This window comes from uncultured Sphingomonas sp. (assembly GCF_964235535.1).
Lineage (GTDB): Bacteria > Pseudomonadota > Alphaproteobacteria > Sphingomonadales > Sphingomonadaceae > Sphingomonas.
The window spans coordinates 1-17,784 of sequence record NZ_CAXSBH010000023.1; the positions used below are offsets into that span (position 1 = coordinate 1).

Here is a 17,784-nt window from a genome sequence, read left to right on the forward strand (position 1 = left end):
CGCGGTGCGCCTCGACCAGATTGGCCAACTGATCGAGCACCGCCGCCCGCTCCTCGACCAAGGTCGCGGACCACGCCGGGAAAGCAGCAAGCGCCCGCCCGATCGCTTGCCTAACCTCGGTCGCACTCACCCCCTCCGTCACCCCGGACTCGATCCGGGGTCCCGCTCCTCCCTCGCCGGCCACATGAAAGCGGGACCCCGGCTCAAGGCCGGGGTGACGAGGGGTGGGCGGGGTCGCACATACCGCCACCGTCCGCTCCAAGACCCCTCGGTCGCTCAGATCCAGCCCCACACTATTCCGCCGCTCCTTCCCGAACAATGCTCCCGGCAACGGGATCGACGGGTGCCGCGTGCCCCCCACCCCCGCGATCCGCACCACCGGATCGGCCAGGATGTCCGCCTCGCTCAGCCCCTCGTCCGCCAGCTGATGCACGAAGGACGAGTTCGCCCCATTCTCCAGCAACCGCCGCACGAGATACGCCAGCAGGTCCCGGTGCCCCCCGACCGGCGCATAGATGCGGCACCGATAACCGTTCTCGGCGACCAGCCGTTCATACAGCCCCTCGCCCATCCCATGCAGCCGCTGGAACTCGAAGTCCCGCCGGTTCCCCGCCCACTCCACGATCATCGCCACCGTCAGCGCGTTATGCGACGCGAAGGCGGGCCGAATATTCTCCGCATCCAGCATGTCGCGCGCGACCGCCAGGTAAGACACGTCCGTCGAGGCCTTCCGCGTGAACAATGGGTAATCCGCCAACCCCTCGACCTGCGTCCGCTTGATCTCGCTGTCCCAATAGGCGCCCTTCACCAGCCGCACGTTCATCGGCCGGTCCAGGCTATTCGCCCAGGCGACCACCGGCCGCGCGCGCTTGCTGTAGGCCTGCACCGCCATCCCGAACCCGTCCCAGCCCTGCAAATGGGGCGAGCGCGCGACCGCTCCGATGATGTCGAGGCTCATCTCCAGCCGCTCCGCCTCCTCGGCATCCACCGTCAACGCGATGCCCAGCCCCGCAGCCCGCACCGCCAGCGTCTCGAGCATGCCGGTCAGCTCGGGCACGCACTCGTCCCACCGCGCCACCTCGTACCGTGGATGCAGCGCCGATAGCTTGACCGAGATCGAGTGCCCGGACCCCGCCTCCCGCCCTACCGCGTCGATCGCGGCCGCGTACGACTCGAAATACCGCCCCGCATCCTCCCGCGTCCGCGCCGCCTCGCCCAGCATGTCGAAGCTCGCGGTGAAGCCCCGGTGCTCGGGCCGCCGCATCCGCTTGGACGCCTCCTCGATCGTGCGGCCCATCACGAAGATCTCGCCCATCGTCTTCATCGCCACGCCGACCGCCTGCCGCACGAAGGGCTCGCCCGCGCGGTTCATCAATCGGCGGAGCGGACCCGTCTCCCCCTCCCCGACCAGCGCGCGCCCGACCACCAGCCCCCACGTCGCCGAGTTGACCAGCGCCGACGTCGACTTGCCCGCATGCGCCCGCCAGTCCGCGTCGCCGATCTTGTCCGCGATCAGCAGGTCCGCCGTCTCCGGATCGGGCACCCGCAGGAACGCCTCCGCAAGGCTCAGCAGCGCGACGCCCTCCGACGAGTTCAGCCGATATTGCTGCAGGAACCGGTTCACCCATCCCTTGGACTGTGCCGCGCGCAGATCGACCAGCATCCCGCGCGCCGTCGCCATCACCCGCTCGCGCGCGTCCGCCCCCAACCGCGCCCGCTCCAGCAGCGGCTTTAGAACATCGGGTTCGGGCGCGCGGTGCAGCGCGCGCATGGTGTCTGAGGTTGCGGTCGTGGCCATGTTCGTGCTTCCGGTCGGGTGAGGCTTGCGGGAACGCATCCGCGCGGCCTAGAGAAGCGCCCGCGCTTAGCGTCCAGTTCAACAGATGGGGACCCCGTGGCGACTTTCACGCCCGCCGAAATGACTGCCCGCATCGGCACGGAAAGCGTGTCGGATTGGGTCCTGGTCGACCAGGCGATGATCGACAAGTTCGCCGACGCGACCGGCGATCACCAGTTCATCCATGTCGACCCGGCCGCCGCCGCCATGACCCCGTTCGGCGGCACGGTCGCGCACGGCTTCCTGACCCTGTCGCTGATGCCGCTCCTGTCGTCCAAGGTTCCCGACGCGCCCCGGCTCGCTGACGCCAGGATGGGCGTCAATTACGGCGGCAACAAAGTCCGCTTCATCACCCCCGTGCGTTCAGGCAGCCGCGTAAGAGGCCGCTTTAAGCTACTCAGTTTCGACAAGAAACGCCCCGGACAATTCCAACAGACCAACGAGTTCACCGTTGAGATCGAGGGCGCCGACAAGCCCGCCCTGATCGCCGAATGGATCGCGCAGATCTTCATCTAACTAACACTCTCCCGCCTTTGCGGGAGAGGGACAGGCGCGAAGCGCCAGGGTGAGGGCTGGACCTCTCCAAGAAGAAGTGCCCTCACCCGACCTCGTTACACTCGGCCACCCTCTCCCGCAAAAGCGGAAGAGGGGAAAAATAAGGAAGAACACCCATGCGTTCCGCCGTCATCGTCTCCACCGCCCGCACCCCCATCGGCCGCGCCTATCGCGGCGCGTTCAACAACCTCCCCTCCCCCACACTCGCCGGCCACGCGATCAAGGCCGCCGTCGAGCGCGCCGGGATCGACGGTGCCGAGGTGCAGGATGTGGTGTTCGGCTCCGCGCTCCAGCAGGGTCATCAGGCCGGCAACATCGCCCGCACCTCGCTCCTCCGCGCCGGGCTGCCGACGACGGTGTCGGGCATGTCGCTCGACCGCCAATGCGCGTCGGGCCTCATGGCGATCGCCACCGCCGCCAAGCAGATCGTCGTAGATCACATGGACGTGACGATCGGCGGCGGCGTCGACTCGATCAGCCTCGTCCAGACCCCGCAGATGCGCGTCGCCCCCGATCCCGAACTGCTAGCGATGCACGCCGACATCTATATGCCCATGCTCCAGACCGCGGAGATTGTCGCCAAGCGCTACGGCATCGACCGCGACGCCATGGACGAGTACGGCCTCCGCTCGCAGCAGCGCACCGCCGCGGCGCAAACGGCGGGCAAGTTCGACGACGAAATCGTCCCCGTCACCGCCACCATGGCGATCGTGAACAAGGAGACCAAGGAGGTCAGTCACAAGGAGGTCACGCTCGCCAAGGACGAGGGCAACCGCGCCGACACCACGCTCGAAGGCCTCAAGTCGCTGAAGGCGGTGCTGCCCGACGGCACCATCACGGCCGGTAACGCGAGCCAGCTCTCCGACGGCGCTTCGGCCTCGGTGTTGATGGAGGAGTCGGTCGCCACCGCGCGCGGCCTGACCCCGCTCGGCCGCTATGTCGGCATGGCCGTCGCGGGCACCGCGCCCGACGAGATGGGCATCGGCCCCGTCTTCGCGATCCCCAAGCTGCTCGAGCGCTTCGGCCTCAAGATGGACGACATCGGCCTGTGGGAGCTGAACGAGGCGTTCGCGGTTCAGGTGCTCTATTGCCGCGACAAGCTGGGCATCCCCGACGAGCTCCTGAACGTCAACGGCGGCGCGATCTCGGTCGGCCACCCCTACGGCATGAGCGGTGCCCGCATGACCGGCCACGCCCTCATCGAAGGCAAGCGCCGCGGAGCCAAGCACGTAGTCGTCACCATGTGCGTAGGCGGAGGCATGGGCGCGGCCGGACTGTTCGAGGTGCTGTGATCGGCGACATTGAAAATATACGAGTGTTAGGCTAGCTAACGCTTGCGAGGCTCATGAGGCTTGCTCCTTGTGTCAGCGAACCCCGGTCGTGCCAGCGGCCGGGGTTTTTCGCGTTCGGGGCCCAGCTGCCAGGCCGGACCCCTCCCGTCGTGCTACTTGGGCCGCGTCGTCTCGACGACCTTGAGGATCAAGGTCGCAAAGGCGATCATCAACCCAAGGACCATGCACAAGCTTGCGAGGCTCATGTGCTTCTCCTTGGTACGGCGGCGGGATTGCCGCCGCCGTTCCCATGCAGGAGCTGTTCGTGTTTCGCCATGCCCGCCTAGGCGGGCATCACCCGACCCGCGCAACCAACCCCGGCCCGCGTCGTTCTCCACCCGAACCAATTGCAAGGGAGCACGCGCATGGCCGACCACGACAGCCCGCAGGAGATCGCCGCCAAGTTCATCGCCAAGGTGAAGGAGAGCCCCTTCATCATGCTTAGTCTGATGAACGGCGAGCATTCGGAGCCGATGAACGTCAAGATCGACGACGACCAGCCCAACGCGCTGTTCGTGTTCGCGGGCAAGGACAACCGCGCGGCCAAGGGCGGCGACGCCATGGTGCAGTTCGTCGGCAAGGGCCACGACTTCTTCGCCTGCCTGGCGGGCACCGTCAGCCAGGACAACGATCCCGTTCAGGTCGACAAGCTGTGGGACAACCGCATCGAAGCGTGGTTCCCGAACGGCAAGGCCGACGCGACACTGCTGCGCTTCGACGTCGAGTCGGCCGAGTTGTGGGAAACCGACGTCTCGCTCGCCGGCCGCGTGAAGATGCTGTTCGGCGGCACCATCAAGCCGAGCGAGTCGTCTAGCCACGCCAAGGTGGACTCGCTGGCCTAGGAACGCGAACGCGAGGGGACGGCGCGAACGGCCGTCCCCCGCTAATTCAGCCGTGCGCGCCGATCCACTCCTCGACGACCGGCGCGGTCTTGTCGCGCCACCGCGCCCCATTGAAGATGCCGTAATGACCGGCACCCTCGACCATGAAATAGCGCTTGCGCTCCTCGGGCAGATCGGTCGCCAACGTCAACGCCGCCCTGGTCTGCCCCAGACCGGAGATGTCGTCCCGCTCGCCTTCGATCGCGAGCAGGGCGATGTCGGTGATCGCGCGGAGATCGACCGGCCGTCCCCGGTGCGTCATCTCGCCCTTGGGCAGCGCATGCGACTGGAACACGACGTCGATCGTCTGGAGGTAGAACTCCGCCGCCATGTCGCACACGGATCGGTACTCGTCGTAGAACGCCTTGCCCGCATCCGCGCTCTCGCCGTCGCCGCGTACCAGATGTTTGTACATCTCGAAATGGCTCTGCATGTGGTCGCCCAGATTCATCGACATGAACCCGGCAAGCTGCAGAAAGCCCGGATAGACGCGGCGGCCCGCCCCAGGATAGCCGGACGGAACGGTCGCGATCACGCTTTGCTCGAACCAGGAATGCGGCCGTTCCGTCGCGAGCGTGTTGACCGACGTCGGCGCCTCGCGCGTGTCGATCGGCCCGCCCATCATCGTCAGCGTCTTCGGGCGGCAGGGATGCGAGTCGGCGCTCATCAACGCCGCGGTCGCGAGGCATGGGACCGACGGCTGACATACCGCCAGCATGTGCGCGCCTGGTCCGATCGCCTCCAGGAACCCGGTCAGATAGTCGATGTAATCGTCGAGGTCGAAGCCGCCATCCGTCAGCGGCACCTGCTTCGCGTCGTGCCAGTCGGTGATGTAGACGTCTGCGCTCTGGAGCATGCGCGCCACGGTTCCCCGCAGCAACGTCGCATAATGACCCGACATCGGCGCCACGATCAGCAGCTTGGGCGCGCCCTCGACGCCCTCGCGCCGGAAGCGCTTCAGGTCGCCGAACGGCTTGGCGAGCACGATCTCCTCGACGACCGCGACTTCGCGCCCGTCGACCGTCACCCGGTCGATCCCGAAATCCGGCTTGCCTCTGGCCTCCGCCGTATGGGCGAACACCTCCAGCGCCGATGCCATGGCGTCGCCGCCGCCCAGGTAAGCGGGATGCCGCCACATCTCGGCTTGCCAACCCGCCATCATTCCTGCGGTGGTCAGCAGCGAGCGCTGCACCTCGTACACGTTATACAGCATCCACTATCCTTTTATCCGAAATAGGTTGCCGAACCCGTAACGCAAACGCCGCACTCGGCAATGCTAGGCACGGCCGCGCCGTCGTTGAGCCGTCCCGGCCACCCTGCTACGCGCTCGCCATGTCAGTGAACGTCAGCACGCCCCCCGCACCCCGCCGCCGGCTGGGCAACCTCGCCATGGTCTGGCGCTACGCCACGCGCTACCCGGCCCAGATCGTCGCCGCGCTGCTGGCGCTCACCGTCGCCGCCGGGGCGACCTTGTTCATCCCCTACACCTTCAAGCAGGTCGTCGATAACGGCTTTGCGGCCGGAGCCGACGCCGACCGGATCGCGCCCTATTTCGAGGGGCTGATCGGCGTCGTCGTCGCGCTCGCGCTGGCGACCGCCGTACGCTTCTACTTCGTTTCCTGGCTCGGCGAGCGCACCGTGGCGGATATCCGCGCCGACGTGCACCGCAACCTGATGCGCCTCGCGCCGCGCTATTTCGAGGAGAACCGGCCATCTGAGATCGCCAGCCGCCTGACCGCCGACACCGCGATCATCGAGCAGGTGGTCGGCTCCACCGTCTCCGTCGCGCTCCGCAACCTAGTGATCGGTGTCGGCGGTGTGATCTACCTGTTCGCGCTCGCGCCCAAGCTGGCGGGCGCGCTGCTGCTGGGCATACCGGTCCTGATCCTGCCGATCGTGGTCCTGGGCCGCCGCGTCCGCGACTATTCCAAGGACAGCCAGGACCGGCTCGCCGATATCGGCGCGATGGCGGTCGAGACGCTCGGCGCGATGAAGATCGTCCAGGCCTTCGGGCAGGAGCGGCGCGAGGCGGACCGCTTCGAGGAGGCGGTCGGACGCGGCTTCGCCAGCGCCCGGCGGCGCTTCCTTCTCCGCGCGCTGATGACCGCGATCGCGATCGGGCTGCTGTTCGGCGGCGTGGTCTGGATCATGTGGGTCGCCGTCCAGGACGTCGCGAGCGGCCGGTTCACGGGCGGCTCGCTCACCGCGTTCGTGCTGACCGCCGGCATCGTCACCGGCTCGTTCGGCGCGCTGACCGAGGTCTGGGGCGACCTGCTGCGCGCGAGCGGCGCAGCGGCGCGGCTGGCCGAGCTGCTGGCCGAACAACCCGAGATCGCCGCGCCGGCCCGCCCAGTCTCACTGCCCGAGCCCGCACGGGGCGCGCTGCGCTTCGACGCGGTCGAGTTCCGTTATCCGACCCGGCGCGAGACCGCCGCGCTCCACGGCTTCACGCTCGACGTGAAGCCCGGCGAGACGGTCGCGGTCGTCGGGCCGTCGGGGGCGGGCAAGACGACGTTGTTCCAGCTCGCCCAGCGCTTCTACGATCCCGACGCCGGCCGCGTACTGATCGACGGCGTGCCGCTGACTGACGCCGACCCTGCCGCCGTCCGCGCGCGCATCGCCATGGTGCCACAGGAGACGGTGATATTCGGCGCGTCGGCGCGCGACAACCTCCGCTATGGCCGCTGGGACGCGAGCGACGACGAACTGTGGGCCGCCGCCGAGGCCGCCAACGCCGCCGACTTCCTCCGCGCTCTCCCCGACCGACTCGACACCTTCCTGGGCGAGGGCGGCGCGCGCCTGTCGGGCGGGCAGCGCCAGCGCGTGACGATCGCCCGCGCGCTGCTGCGCGACGCCCCCATCCTCCTGCTCGACGAGGCCACCAGCGCGCTCGATGCCGAGTCCGAGCAACTCGTCCAGCAGGCGCTCGAACGGCTGATGGCGAACCGCACCACGCTCGTCATCGCGCACCGCCTGGCGACGGTGCGCGCCGCCGAGCGGATCGTGGTCATGAACGAAGGCCGCATCGTCGAGGAGGGCAGTCACGCGCAACTGATGGCGCGCCCGGGCCTGTATGCCCGCCTCGCCAACCTGCAATTCAGCGAAGCGGCTTGAGGGAGCGGCCGTGACCAGCGACTTCGACATCGTCGTGTACGGCGCGACCGGCTTCACCGGGCGGCTCGTCGCGGAGTATCTGGCGCAGTCCTACACCGGCCCGGATCGCCCGCGCTGGGCCATGGCCGGCCGCTCGCAGGCCAAGCTGGAGGAGGTTCGCGACCTGATCGGCGCGCCCGGCGACACGCCGCTCGTCGTCGCCGACGCGAACGACCCCGTATCGCTCCGGACCATGGTGGAGCGGACGAAGGTCGTCCTCACCACGGTCGGCCCGTATCAGCTCTACGGCTCCGATCTGGTCGCGGCGTGCGCGGCGGCGGGCACGGCCTATGTCGACCTATGCGGCGAACCCGCCTGGATGCGGCGGATGATCGACGCGCACGAGGCGACCGCCAAACGCACCGGCGCGCGCATCGTCTTCTCCTGCGGGTTCGATTCGATCCCGTTCGACCTGGGCGTCCTCACGCTGCAGGAGCGCGCGGTCGAACGGTTCGGCATGCCCGCCCCGCGCGTGAAGGGCCGCGTCCGCAAGATGCAGGGCAGCTTCTCCGGCGGCACCGCCGCAAGCCTGAAAGCCACGCTGGCCGCCGCCGCGCGCGAGCCGTCGCAGTTCAAGCTCCTCGCCGACCCCTTCGCGCTCACCCCCGGCTTCACCGGTCCGCACCAGCCGACCGGGCTGCTGCCCGAATACGACAAGACGCTGGAGAGTTGGGTCGCCCCGTTCATCATGGCGCCGATCAACACCAAGAACGTCCACCGCACCAACTTCCTGCTCGGCCACCGCTGGGGGGCGGATTTTCAGTATGACGAGATGATGGTCGCCGGCCTGGGCGACATGGGCAAGGCCGCTGCCGAGGCGATCGCCAAGCTCAACCCGTTCGCGGGCGACAAGGGTCCCAAGCCCGGCGAAGGCCCGTCCAAGGCGGAGCGGGACGCGGGCCATTACGACCTGCTGTTCGCGGGCCTGATGCCCGATGGCGCGCGCATCGACGCGGTCGTCACGGGCGACCGCGACCCTGGCTACGGCTCCACCTCCAAGATGATCGCGGAAGCGGCGCTGTGCCTGGTCCGGGATGTCGAGGGCGAGGGTGGCGTCTGGACGCCCGGCGCGCTGATGGGGCCGCAGCTACGCGACCGGCTCGAGGCCAGGGCCGGACTGACCTTCACCGTCGGCTGACCTAATCGTCACCCCGGACTTGTTCCGGGGTCCATTGTCGTCCGCAACCGGCGCTGTCCGGGTCGGCACAGCGATGGATGCCGGAACAAGTCCGGCATGACGGGTGTGGGGGTAAAATCAGCGTCGCCCGCCCTGGTGGCGGATGTTCGCCGGCCGCCCCCGCCGCTTGAGCACCCGCGCCGTTCCGCCCCGCCGCGGATCGGCCTCGCGCGCCGCGCCCTTCCCCGTCGGCAGCTCGAAGCGGAGCGCGCCGGAGACGGGGTTTGCCTCCGCCAAGCGCAGCTCCAGCCGTTGGCCGAGCGTGTAGAGCTCCCCGCTCGTCTCGCCGGTCAGCGTCCGCGCGGCCTCGTCGAACCGGAAATACTCCCCGCCCAGATCGCGCACGGGCATCAGGCCGTCGCCGCCGACCCCCTCGACCGTGGCGAAGAAACCGTAATTCTGGACGCCGGTGATCCGCGCCTCGACCGTCTGGCCGACGCGCTCCGACAGGAACGCGGCGACGTAGCGGTCGATCGTGTCGCGCTCGGCCTCCATCGCGCGGCGCTCGAAGCCGCTGATCGACTGGCCGATCCGCTCCATCCCCTCCGCCTCGCCCGCCGTCAGCCCGCCGTCGCCAAGCCCGTAAGCCCGAACCAGCGAGCGGTGGACGAGCAGGTCGGCATAGCGGCGGATCGGCGACGTGAAGTGCGCGTAGCTCCCCAGCGACAGCCCGAAATGGCCGGTGTTGGCCGGACCGTAATAGGCCTGCGTCTGCGTGCGCAGCACCTGCTCCATCACCTGCGGCCGGAACTCGGCCTCGCCGACCTTGTCCAAAATGCGGTTGAAGGTCTTGGGCAGGACGACCTGGCCCAGCGTGAAGGCGATCCCGAACGTTTCCAGATAGTCCTTCAATGCCGTCAGCTTCTCGCGGCTGGGCGGTTCGTGGTCGCGGTACATGACGGGGGACTTCTTGGCCTCCAGCGCTTTCGCGGCGGCGACGTTGGCGGCGATCATATAGTCCTCGATCAGCCGGTGCGCGTCGAGCCGCTCGCGCGGCGCGACCGACATGATCCGGCCGAGTTCGTCGAGCACGACCCGACGCTCGGGCAGGTCGAGATCGAGCGGTTCGCGCTTCTCACGCGCGGCCAGCAGCGCGCGCCAGCAATCCCAGAGCGGCCGGAGGACGTCCACCATGCCTGTCGCGTCATGACTCTCAACTGGCTGCTCTTCGTCCGACGGTGAAGAATGCGAAGCTATTCCCTCCCCGTTCGCCCTGAGCTTGTCGAAGGGTCGTTCTTCTTCCGGCGTTTGCGAAAATGACGACGCTTCGACAAGCTCAGCGCGAACGGAAGTATGCGCCTCCCCGGCACTATCGATCAGCGCCTGCGCCTCCTCATAGGCCAGGTTGGCGGCGATCCGGACGACAGCGCGCGTGAAGCGCCAGGATTTGAGCGTGCCCGACGGCGTGACCTGAAGGTGGCAGGCGAGCGCGGCGCGGTCCTCGCCCTCGACCAGCGAGCAGACATGCGCGGACAAAACCTCCGGCAGCATCGGCACGACGCGGTCGGGGAAGTAGACCGAGTTGCCGCGCCGCCGCGCCTCGCGGTCGATCCCGGAGCCGGGGCGGACATAGAAGGATACGTCGGCGATGGCGACGATCGCGCGCCACCCACCGGCGTTGGCCGGATCGTCATCGGGCGCGGCCCAGACAGCGTCGTCATGATCGCGCGCGTCAACCGGGTCGATCGCGACGATCGGCAGGTGCCGGAGATCTTCCCGCGCACTCCCTTGCGTTTTTGCCGCATCCTTCTCCGTTCGTGCTGAGCTTGTCGAAGCATCGTCCTGCTTCCCGCCCGCCGGTAAGGACGGCCCTTCGACAAGCTCAGGGCGAACGGTTCCAAGCGGAAGCGGATAAGCTCGGACGGGGGATGAGTATGTGTCCCCGAGCGGCAGCGTCGCGACCCGCTCGGCCTCGTCCAGCGTCTCCTGCCCGAACTGGTCGGGGATGCCGTGCTTGTGGATCGCGATCAGCGAAAAGGATCGCGGAGCGAAGGGGTCGCCCAGACGATCGGTCACGCGCACGGTGATGCGCGGTGGGCGGCCGGTCTTCTCGGCGAGTACCAGGTCGCCCGCCGCCGCGCCGCCGGTGTCAGACACCGCGAACTCGCGCCTCTCCTTCTTCTCGACGCCGGTGAGCCAGAACCGGTCGCCCTCCGCGCGCAGGACGCCGAGCACTTGTTCGGACGCCTTGGCGAGCGTCTTCAGGGGATGCGCGATCCAGCCCGACCCGGCCTCCTCCGTCCGGGCGAGGACGCGCTCGCCGATGCCGAGCTGCCCGCGCCTGCGCTCGCGGACCCGCAGGCGCGGCGGCGGGGTCTCCGCCTCCCAATGTTCGGGGACCGCCCACACGTTGCCGCCGTCGTCGACGTCGGCGACGCGGAGCACCGTGACCTTGGGCAGCCCGCCCATCTTGTGAAACGCGCGGCCGGGAGCGGAGTCGATCAACCCCTCGTCCGCCATGTCGCCGAGCAGCGCCTTGAGCGCGATCTTGTCCTGCGCGGACAGCCCGAACGCGCGCGCGATCTCGCGCTTGCCCGCGGGTTCGTCGGTGGAGGCGATGAAGTCGAGCACTTGCTGGCGGGTCGGCAGGCCCGGGGTAACGCGTTTGGACATCGGTCGAAGATAGGTGCGAGCACTCCCCCCGTCACCCCGGACTTGTTCCGGGGTCCATCGGTGGCCACAACAATCGGATGACCGGGAACGCGCAACGATGGATGCCGAAACAAGTCCGGCATGACGGGAGTGAGAACGCTTACGACCTGCTGATCGTCGGCGGCGGGATCAACGGCTGCGCGATCGCGCGCGAGGCGGCGCTGAACGGCTGGTCGGTGCTGCTGGTCGAGCGTGACGACCTGGCGCAGCACACCTCGTCCGCCTCGACCAAGCTGATCCATGGCGGCCTGCGCTACCTGGAGTATTACGACTTCCGCTTGGTCGCGCATGCGCTGGGCGAGCGCGAGCGGCTGGTGAAGGCAGGGCCGCATCTGATCCGGCCGATGCGCTTCGTGCTGCCGCACTCGAACGCGGTTCGCCCCTGGTGGTTGGTGCGCGCCGGGCTCCTGCTCTACGACCGGCTGGGTGGACGGTCGACACTGGCGCGGTCGCGTGGGCTCAAGGCGTCGGACACGGCCTACGTCGCTTCGCTCAAGGACGGACGGCGCGGGTTCGTCTATTCGGACGCTTATGTCGACGACGCGCGGTTGACGCTGCTCAACGCGGTCGACGCGGCCGCGAACGGGGCGGAGGTGACGACGCGCACCGCGCTGGAGAGCGCCCGGCGCGAGGACGGGATGTGGGCCGCGCGGCTATCCGATGGACGCGAAGTGCAGGCAAAGGCGCTGGTCAACGCGGCGGGGCCTTGGGTGGCGGAGATGCTGGGCAAGCTGGGCGTCAACGCGGGCGCGGGCGTGCGGCTGGTCAAGGGCAGCCACATCGTCGTGCCGCGCCTGTATGAGGGCGACCACGCCTATATCTTGCAACAGCCCGACCGCCGGATCGTCTTCGCCATCCCGTACGAGGGCGGGACGGAGATCGGCACCACCGACGTGCCCGTCGATCGGCCCGAGGACGCGGTGATCGACGCGGACGAGATCGCCTATTTGTGCGAAGCCGCGAACGGCCACTTCAAACGGCAGGTCACGCCCGCCAACGTGACGAGCAGCTGGTCGGGCGTCCGCCCGCTCTATGACGATGGCGCGAGCGAAGCGCGCGAGGTGACGCGCGATTATGTGCTCGAACTGGACGCGAACGGCCCCCCATTGCTGTCCGTGTTCGGCGGCAAGATTACGACCGCACGCCATTTGGCGGAGGAGGCGGTCGGCAAGCTCGCGCCCGCGGTTGGGCGGAAGGTGAAGCAGGTCACGCAGGAGCGGAAGTTCCCCGGCGGCGACATCGGACCGTTCGACGAGTACCTAGCCGAGGTGCGGTCACGCTGGCCGTTCCTGGGCGACGCGCGATCGGAGCGGATGGCGCGCGCCTACGGGTCGATGCTTGAGGCGCTGCTCGCCAAGGTCGAAGACGAGGCGGACATGGGCGAGGCGTTCGGCGCGGGGCTTACGGCCGTAGAGGCGCGTTGGATGCGGGAGCGCGAATGGGCGCGGTCGCCCGACGACGCGCTGGAACGGCGAAGCAAGCTGGGCCTGCACCTAACGTCGAACGAGCGGGGGCGGTTCGAGGATTGGTGGGCGGAGGAGGCGGGCGGACTTAAAGCCCCTCCTCTTTAGAGGAGGGGTTGGGGGAGGAGGACGCCGGTCACCGAGTGAACACCATCGCCCAACCCACAACCGGCCTGCTCCTCCCCAAACCCCTCCTCTGAAGAGGAGGGGCTTCAGAAGCTCACGCCCCCTCCGCCGTACTCCGCAAATTCAGCTCCTTCAGCTGCTTGGCCGACACCGGCCCCGGCGCGCCCATCATCAAATCCTCGGCGCGCTGGTTCATCGGGAACAGCACCACCTCGCGGATATTGGGCTCACCCGCGAGCAGCATCACCATCCGGTCGATCCCCGGCGCGGAACCACCATGCGGGGGAGCGCCGAACTTGAAGGCGTTGATCATGCCCGCGAAATCGCGGTCGACGTCGGCTTGGGCATAGCCCGCGATCTCGAACGCGCGGTACATGATCTCGGGCCGGTGGTTCCGGATCGCGCCCGACGACAGCTCCACGCCGTTGCAGACGATGTCGTACTGATAGGCGAGGATATCGAGCGGATCGCGGCTGTTCAGCGCCTCCAACTCGCCCTGCGGCATCGAGAAGGGGTTGTGGCTGAAATCCACCTTCTTGTTATCCTCGTCCCACTCGAACATCGGGAAGTCGACGATCCAGCAGAACTCGAAGCGGTTCGGGTCGATGAGGTTCAGCTGTTCACCGACGCGCGTGCGCGCCAGCCCGGCGAGCTTGGCCGCCTGGGCTTCCTTGCCGGCCGCGAAGAACACGCCATCGTCGGGGCCCAGCCCCAGCGCCTCGGCGATCTTGGCCATGCCCTCCTCGCCGTGGTTCTTGGCGATCGGCCCGCCCCACTCGCCGCCCTTGCGGGTCGCATAGCCGAGCCCCGCAAAGCCCTCGCCCTGCGCCCAGCCGTTCATGTCGTCGAAGAACTTGCGGCTCCGGTCGGCGGTGTTCGGGGCGGGGATGGCGCGGACCACGTCGCCGCCCTCGACGATCGTGGCGAAGCGGCCGAAGCCGCTGCCGGCGAACAACTCCGACACGTCGGTGATGACGAGCGGGTTGCGCAGGTCGGGCTTGTCGTTGCCGTATTTCAGCATAGACTCGCGGTAGGGGATGCGCGGGAAAGGTAGCGCGGAAACCTGCCGACCCCTGCCCTGCCAGTCGGCGAACTCGGCGAACAGGCCGTGGAGCACGGGCTCGATCGCCTGGAATACGTCCTCCTGCGTCACGAAGCTCATCTCGAAATCGAGCTGGTAGAACTCGCCGGGCGAACGGTCGGCGCGCGCGTCCTCGTCGCGGAAGCAGGGCGCGATCTGGAAATACCGGTCGAACCCCGCGACCATCAGCAACTGCTTGAACATCTGCGGCGCCTGCGGAAGCGCGTAGAACTTCCCCGGATGAACGCGGCTGGGGACGAGATAATCGCGCGCGCCTTCCGGCGAGGACGCGGTCAGGATCGGTGTCTGGAACTCGGTGAAACCCTGGCCGATCATACGCTGGCGGATGCTCGCGATTACCTGAGAGCGCAGCATAATGTTGGCGTGGATGCGCTCGCGGCGAAGGTCGAGGAAGCGGTAGCGCAGACGGATCTCCTCGGGATACTCGGCCTCCGCGGCGACCGGTAGCGGGAGTTCCTGGGCGACGGAACGAACCTCGACCTGCTCGGCGACAACCTCGATCTCGCCGGTCGTCAGATTGGCGTTGGTCGCGTCCGCGCCGCGCGACACGACCTGTCCGGTAACGGTGATCACCGACTCGGCGCGCAGGCCTTCAAGGAGTGCGATGGCGTCGCTGCCCGCCTTGGCGACGATCTGCGTGAGGCCGTAATGATCGCGCAGATCGATGAACAGGACACCGCCGTGATCGCGCTTGCGGTGCATCCAGCCTGACAGGCGGACGGTCTCGCCGACGTTCGCGACGGTCAGCGCGGCGCAGGTGTGGGTGCGGTAGGCGTGCATGGCAGGGGTAGTCATGGGCGGGCGCTTCCCCCGCGCCGCCCCGCTTTGTCAACCCGGCCCGCCCGCGCTAGTGACGGCCGATGCACGTACATCCGCTCATCACCGACAGCGCCACGCTCGCCAATCTGTGCGTCCGGCTCGCCGCCTCGCCCTTCATCTTCGTCGATACCGAGTTCATGCGCGAGAACACCTTCTGGCCCGAGCTGTGCCTGATCCAGGTCGCCGATGCCGACGAGGCCGCGGCGGTCGATCCGATGGCGCCGGGCATCGACCTGAAACCGCTACTCGACCTGATGACCGAGAACGAGGAGGTCCTGAAGGTCTTCCATGCGGGCGGGCAGGATATCGAGATCGTCTATAACCTGACCGGCAAGACGCCGCATCCGCTGTTCGACACGCAGGTCGCGGCGATGGCGCTCGGCCAGGGCGAGCAGATCGGCTATTCGAACCTCGTCGACAGCTGGCTGGGCGTCCAGATCGACAAGGGCGCGCGCTTCACCGACTGGTCCAGGCGACCGCTCGACGAGCGGCAGGTCGATTACGCGATCGGCGACGTGACCTACCTCGCCGAAATCTTCCCCAAGATGCTCGAGCGGCTGAAGAAGACCGGGCGCGGCGGCTGGCTCGATCAGGAGATGGAGCGGCTCGCGGACCCCGCCAACTACGCGCAGGACCCCGAGCTCGCCTGGAAGCGCGTGCGGGTGAACAGCCGCAAGGCCGACGTGCTCGGACGCCTGAAGGCGATGGCGCGATTCCGCGAGCTGGAGGCGCGGGGCAAGGACCTGCCGCGCGGACGCATCGTCAAGGACGAGACGCTGGCCGACCTGGCGGGCCACGCGCCCAAGCGCCAGGCGGACCTCGCCAAGGTGCGCGGGCTGTCGCCGGCCTGGGCACATAACGAGATCGGCGCGCGGCTGATGGCGGCGATCGAGGGCGCGCGGCCGCTCCCCGACGCCGAGATGCCGCCGCGCGACGACCGCAAGCCGGGGCTGGGCAAGGAGGGGTCGCTCGTCGCCGACCTGCTCAAGTTGCTGCTCAAGATCAGGTCGCGCGATATAGACGTCGCGGCCAAGCTGCTGGCGCGCAGCGACGAGCTCGAGGCGCTGGCGGCGGGGCAGCGCGACGGGCTGGCGATGCTGGAGGGCTGGCGCTTCGACCAGTTCGGGCGGGACGCGCTCGATCTGGTGGAGGGACGGCTCGCCTTCGCGGTGGTCGGCGGCAAGCTCAAGATGACGCGGGCGGAGGCGGCCTAGCCCGCCAGCACCGGCGTCCGGCCGAGGAACGCGGCCAGCGCAGCATGCCGCTTCTCGACCGCCTCACCGTACAGCGCGCGGTCGGCGGGGGCGAGGTGGAGCGTGATCGCCGCGCCATCGTCCGATATGCGCGACCGTTCGAGCGGCCCCGCGACGCCGCCGCTCAGCCGCTGGCCCACGCGGACGGCGAGGCCCCAGGCGATCGCCTCGTCGAGCCGCGATGCGGGGGCGAGACGGTTCAACGGCTCGGGCGTCGTGATCCCCCCGGCCAGCGCGGTGGCGAGGCACTGCGCCAGCACCGCCCGACCCGCGCCGTCGATCGCCACCCAGGATCCGTGGAGCGCGGTCTCGATCCCGCGTTCAGCGCGGAAATCGGGGTTGGCGTGCCAGCCGACATCGGCGAGCAGGCACGCGGCGTGGCGCAGGCGCGCTCCGTCGGCCGGCCTGGCAGGGAACAGCGGCGCGATCCAGCGGTCGAGCAGGTCGCCGTGCTCGGGAAAGCGGCCGAGCAGCCGCCCCTCCTCACGCGCGCCCACGATCAGCGGGTCCTGCGCGCGCGTTTCCGCATCAAGCGCTCCGTAGAGCAGGCCTTCGCGCAGGCCGAACGACGATACGACCGTGGTCGTCGCGCCCAGCCGCCGCAACACGACGGACAACAACGCCGCCGCATCGCCGAGCAGGCCCGCCCGCGTCGAGTTGATGCCCGCGACTTCGCGCAGCCGCTGGCGCGGCATCGGCACGATGATCCCCTCCAGCTCGGCGATGCGGGCGGCCGACAGCGCATATTGATGGATCACGGGCAGCGGATAATCGGTCAGCGCCATGTCGAGCTTGGCGAGCGCGCGCCACGATCCACCGACGAGGTAGAAGGGCAGGTCGCGCCCCCTCCCCGCCCAGCCTGCGCCGTCGATCATCGCAGCGACCTGGCGCTCGAACTGGAGCGGACCCCACTCGCGAAGCTTGGCGATGCGGAGCACGCCCAGCGGCAGCGAGACGCGCTCGCCGACGCGGCCGTCCTCCACGCTGACCAGCTCCAGGCTCCCGCCGCCCAGATCGCCGACAATGCCGCCCGCGTCCGGGATGCCCGACAGCACGCCCTCGCCCGCCGCCAGCGCTTCCTGCTCGCCCGGCAGGATCTCGACCCGCAGGCCGAGCCGGTCGGCGTCGTCGATCAGCTCGGCCCCGTTCGATGCGTCGCGGACGGCGGCGGTGGCCACGGTGCGGAGGTGCTCCACCTCCATCACCCGCGCGATCGCGGCGAAGCGGGCAAGCGCGGTGCGCGCCTTGCGGAGCGCGCCCGGCTCGATCGCGCCGGTGGCGGCTAGCCCCCGGCCCAGGCCCGCCATCACCTTCTCGTTGAACAGGATGGCGGGGAGGCGCGCCGGTCCCTGATAGACCACCAGCCGGACCGAGTTGGAGCCGATATCGATGATCGCGGTGCGCGGGCGTGGCTCATCGGGCGGCAAGGCGCGGC

Annotated in this window: 12 protein-coding genes; 7 read left to right on the top strand and 5 right to left on the bottom strand. The window is 68.9% G+C overall.

The features are described from left to right. Positions 1–1,771 (bottom strand): proline dehydrogenase family protein (locus tag ACFE7F_RS08765; RefSeq protein WP_375403500.1); only part of this gene is annotated, 1,771 nt, incomplete at its 3' end. Positions 1,772–1,918: 147 nt separating this feature from the next. Here ACFE7F_RS08765 and ACFE7F_RS08770 point away from each other — a divergent pair. From ACFE7F_RS08770 to ACFE7F_RS08780, 3 genes are all read left to right on the top strand, one after another. Further along, on the top strand, positions 1,919–2,353 hold the full coding sequence (locus tag ACFE7F_RS08770) for a MaoC family dehydratase (RefSeq protein WP_375403501.1): 435 nt from the start codon (positions 1,919–1,921) through the stop codon (positions 2,351–2,353). Between the two features lie 155 nt (positions 2,354–2,508). Next, positions 2,509–3,684, top strand: a complete 1,176-nt coding sequence (locus tag ACFE7F_RS08775; RefSeq protein WP_375403474.1) for an acetyl-CoA C-acyltransferase — start codon at positions 2,509–2,511, stop codon at positions 3,682–3,684. 404 nt (positions 3,685–4,088) lie between these two features. Next, entirely contained in the window at positions 4,089–4,565 is a 477-nt protein-coding gene (locus ACFE7F_RS08780) for a pyridoxamine 5'-phosphate oxidase family protein (protein ID WP_375403475.1), read from the top strand. A 46-nt stretch (positions 4,566–4,611) separates the two neighbouring features. Here the strand turns inward: ACFE7F_RS08780 and ACFE7F_RS08785 are convergent, their stop codons facing one another. Then, positions 4,612–5,817 carry a polyhydroxyalkanoate depolymerase gene (locus ACFE7F_RS08785; protein WP_375403476.1) on the bottom strand — a complete coding sequence of 402 codons (1,206 nt, stop codon included), beginning with the start codon at positions 5,815–5,817 and terminating at the stop codon, positions 4,612–4,614. Positions 5,818–5,936: 119 nt separating this feature from the next. Here ACFE7F_RS08785 and ACFE7F_RS08790 point away from each other — a divergent pair, with 119 nt between their 5' ends. Both ACFE7F_RS08790 and ACFE7F_RS08795 read left to right on the top strand, forming a co-directional pair. Continuing rightward, positions 5,937–7,718, top strand: a complete 1,782-nt coding sequence (locus ACFE7F_RS08790) for an ABC transporter transmembrane domain-containing protein (RefSeq protein WP_375403477.1) — start codon at positions 5,937–5,939, stop codon at positions 7,716–7,718. Further along, entirely contained in the window at positions 7,678–8,895 is a 1,218-nt protein-coding gene (locus tag ACFE7F_RS08795) for a saccharopine dehydrogenase family protein (protein ID WP_375403478.1), read from the top strand. Before ACFE7F_RS08790 ends, ACFE7F_RS08795 begins: the two co-directional genes overlap by 41 nt. Before the next feature lie 117 nt (positions 8,896–9,012). On the opposite strand, the gene ACFE7F_RS08800 is transcribed toward ACFE7F_RS08795, so the two are convergent. Further along, a complete protein-coding gene (locus tag ACFE7F_RS08800; RefSeq protein ID WP_375403479.1) occupies positions 9,013–11,547 on the bottom strand; it encodes a ribonuclease R family protein in 2,535 nt (844 codons plus the stop codon). 101 nt (positions 11,548–11,648) lie between these two features. Between ACFE7F_RS08800 and glpD the strand changes: the two genes are divergently transcribed. Next, on the top strand, positions 11,649–13,157 hold the full coding sequence (gene glpD, locus ACFE7F_RS08805) for a glycerol-3-phosphate dehydrogenase (protein WP_375403480.1): 1,509 nt from the start codon (positions 11,649–11,651) through the stop codon (positions 13,155–13,157). 112 nt (positions 13,158–13,269) lie between these two features. On the opposite strand, the gene aspS is transcribed toward glpD, so the two are convergent. Further along, positions 13,270–15,057, bottom strand: a complete 1,788-nt coding sequence (gene aspS, locus ACFE7F_RS08810; RefSeq protein WP_375403502.1) for an aspartate--tRNA ligase — start codon at positions 15,055–15,057, stop codon at positions 13,270–13,272. An 80-nt stretch (positions 15,058–15,137) separates the two neighbouring features. On the opposite strand from aspS, the gene rnd reads away from it, so the two are divergent. After that, on the top strand, positions 15,138–16,310 hold the full coding sequence (gene rnd, locus ACFE7F_RS08815; RefSeq protein ID WP_375403481.1) for a ribonuclease D: 1,173 nt from the start codon (positions 15,138–15,140) through the stop codon (positions 16,308–16,310). On the opposite strand, the gene ACFE7F_RS08820 is transcribed toward rnd, so the two are convergent. Then, positions 16,307–17,776: a Ppx/GppA family phosphatase gene (locus ACFE7F_RS08820; protein ID WP_375403482.1), complete on the bottom strand. Its 1,470-nt coding sequence runs from the start codon at positions 17,774–17,776 to the stop codon at positions 16,307–16,309. The two genes, rnd and ACFE7F_RS08820, sit on opposite strands and share 4 nt — an antisense overlap. Positions 17,777–17,784 lie beyond the last annotated feature (8 nt).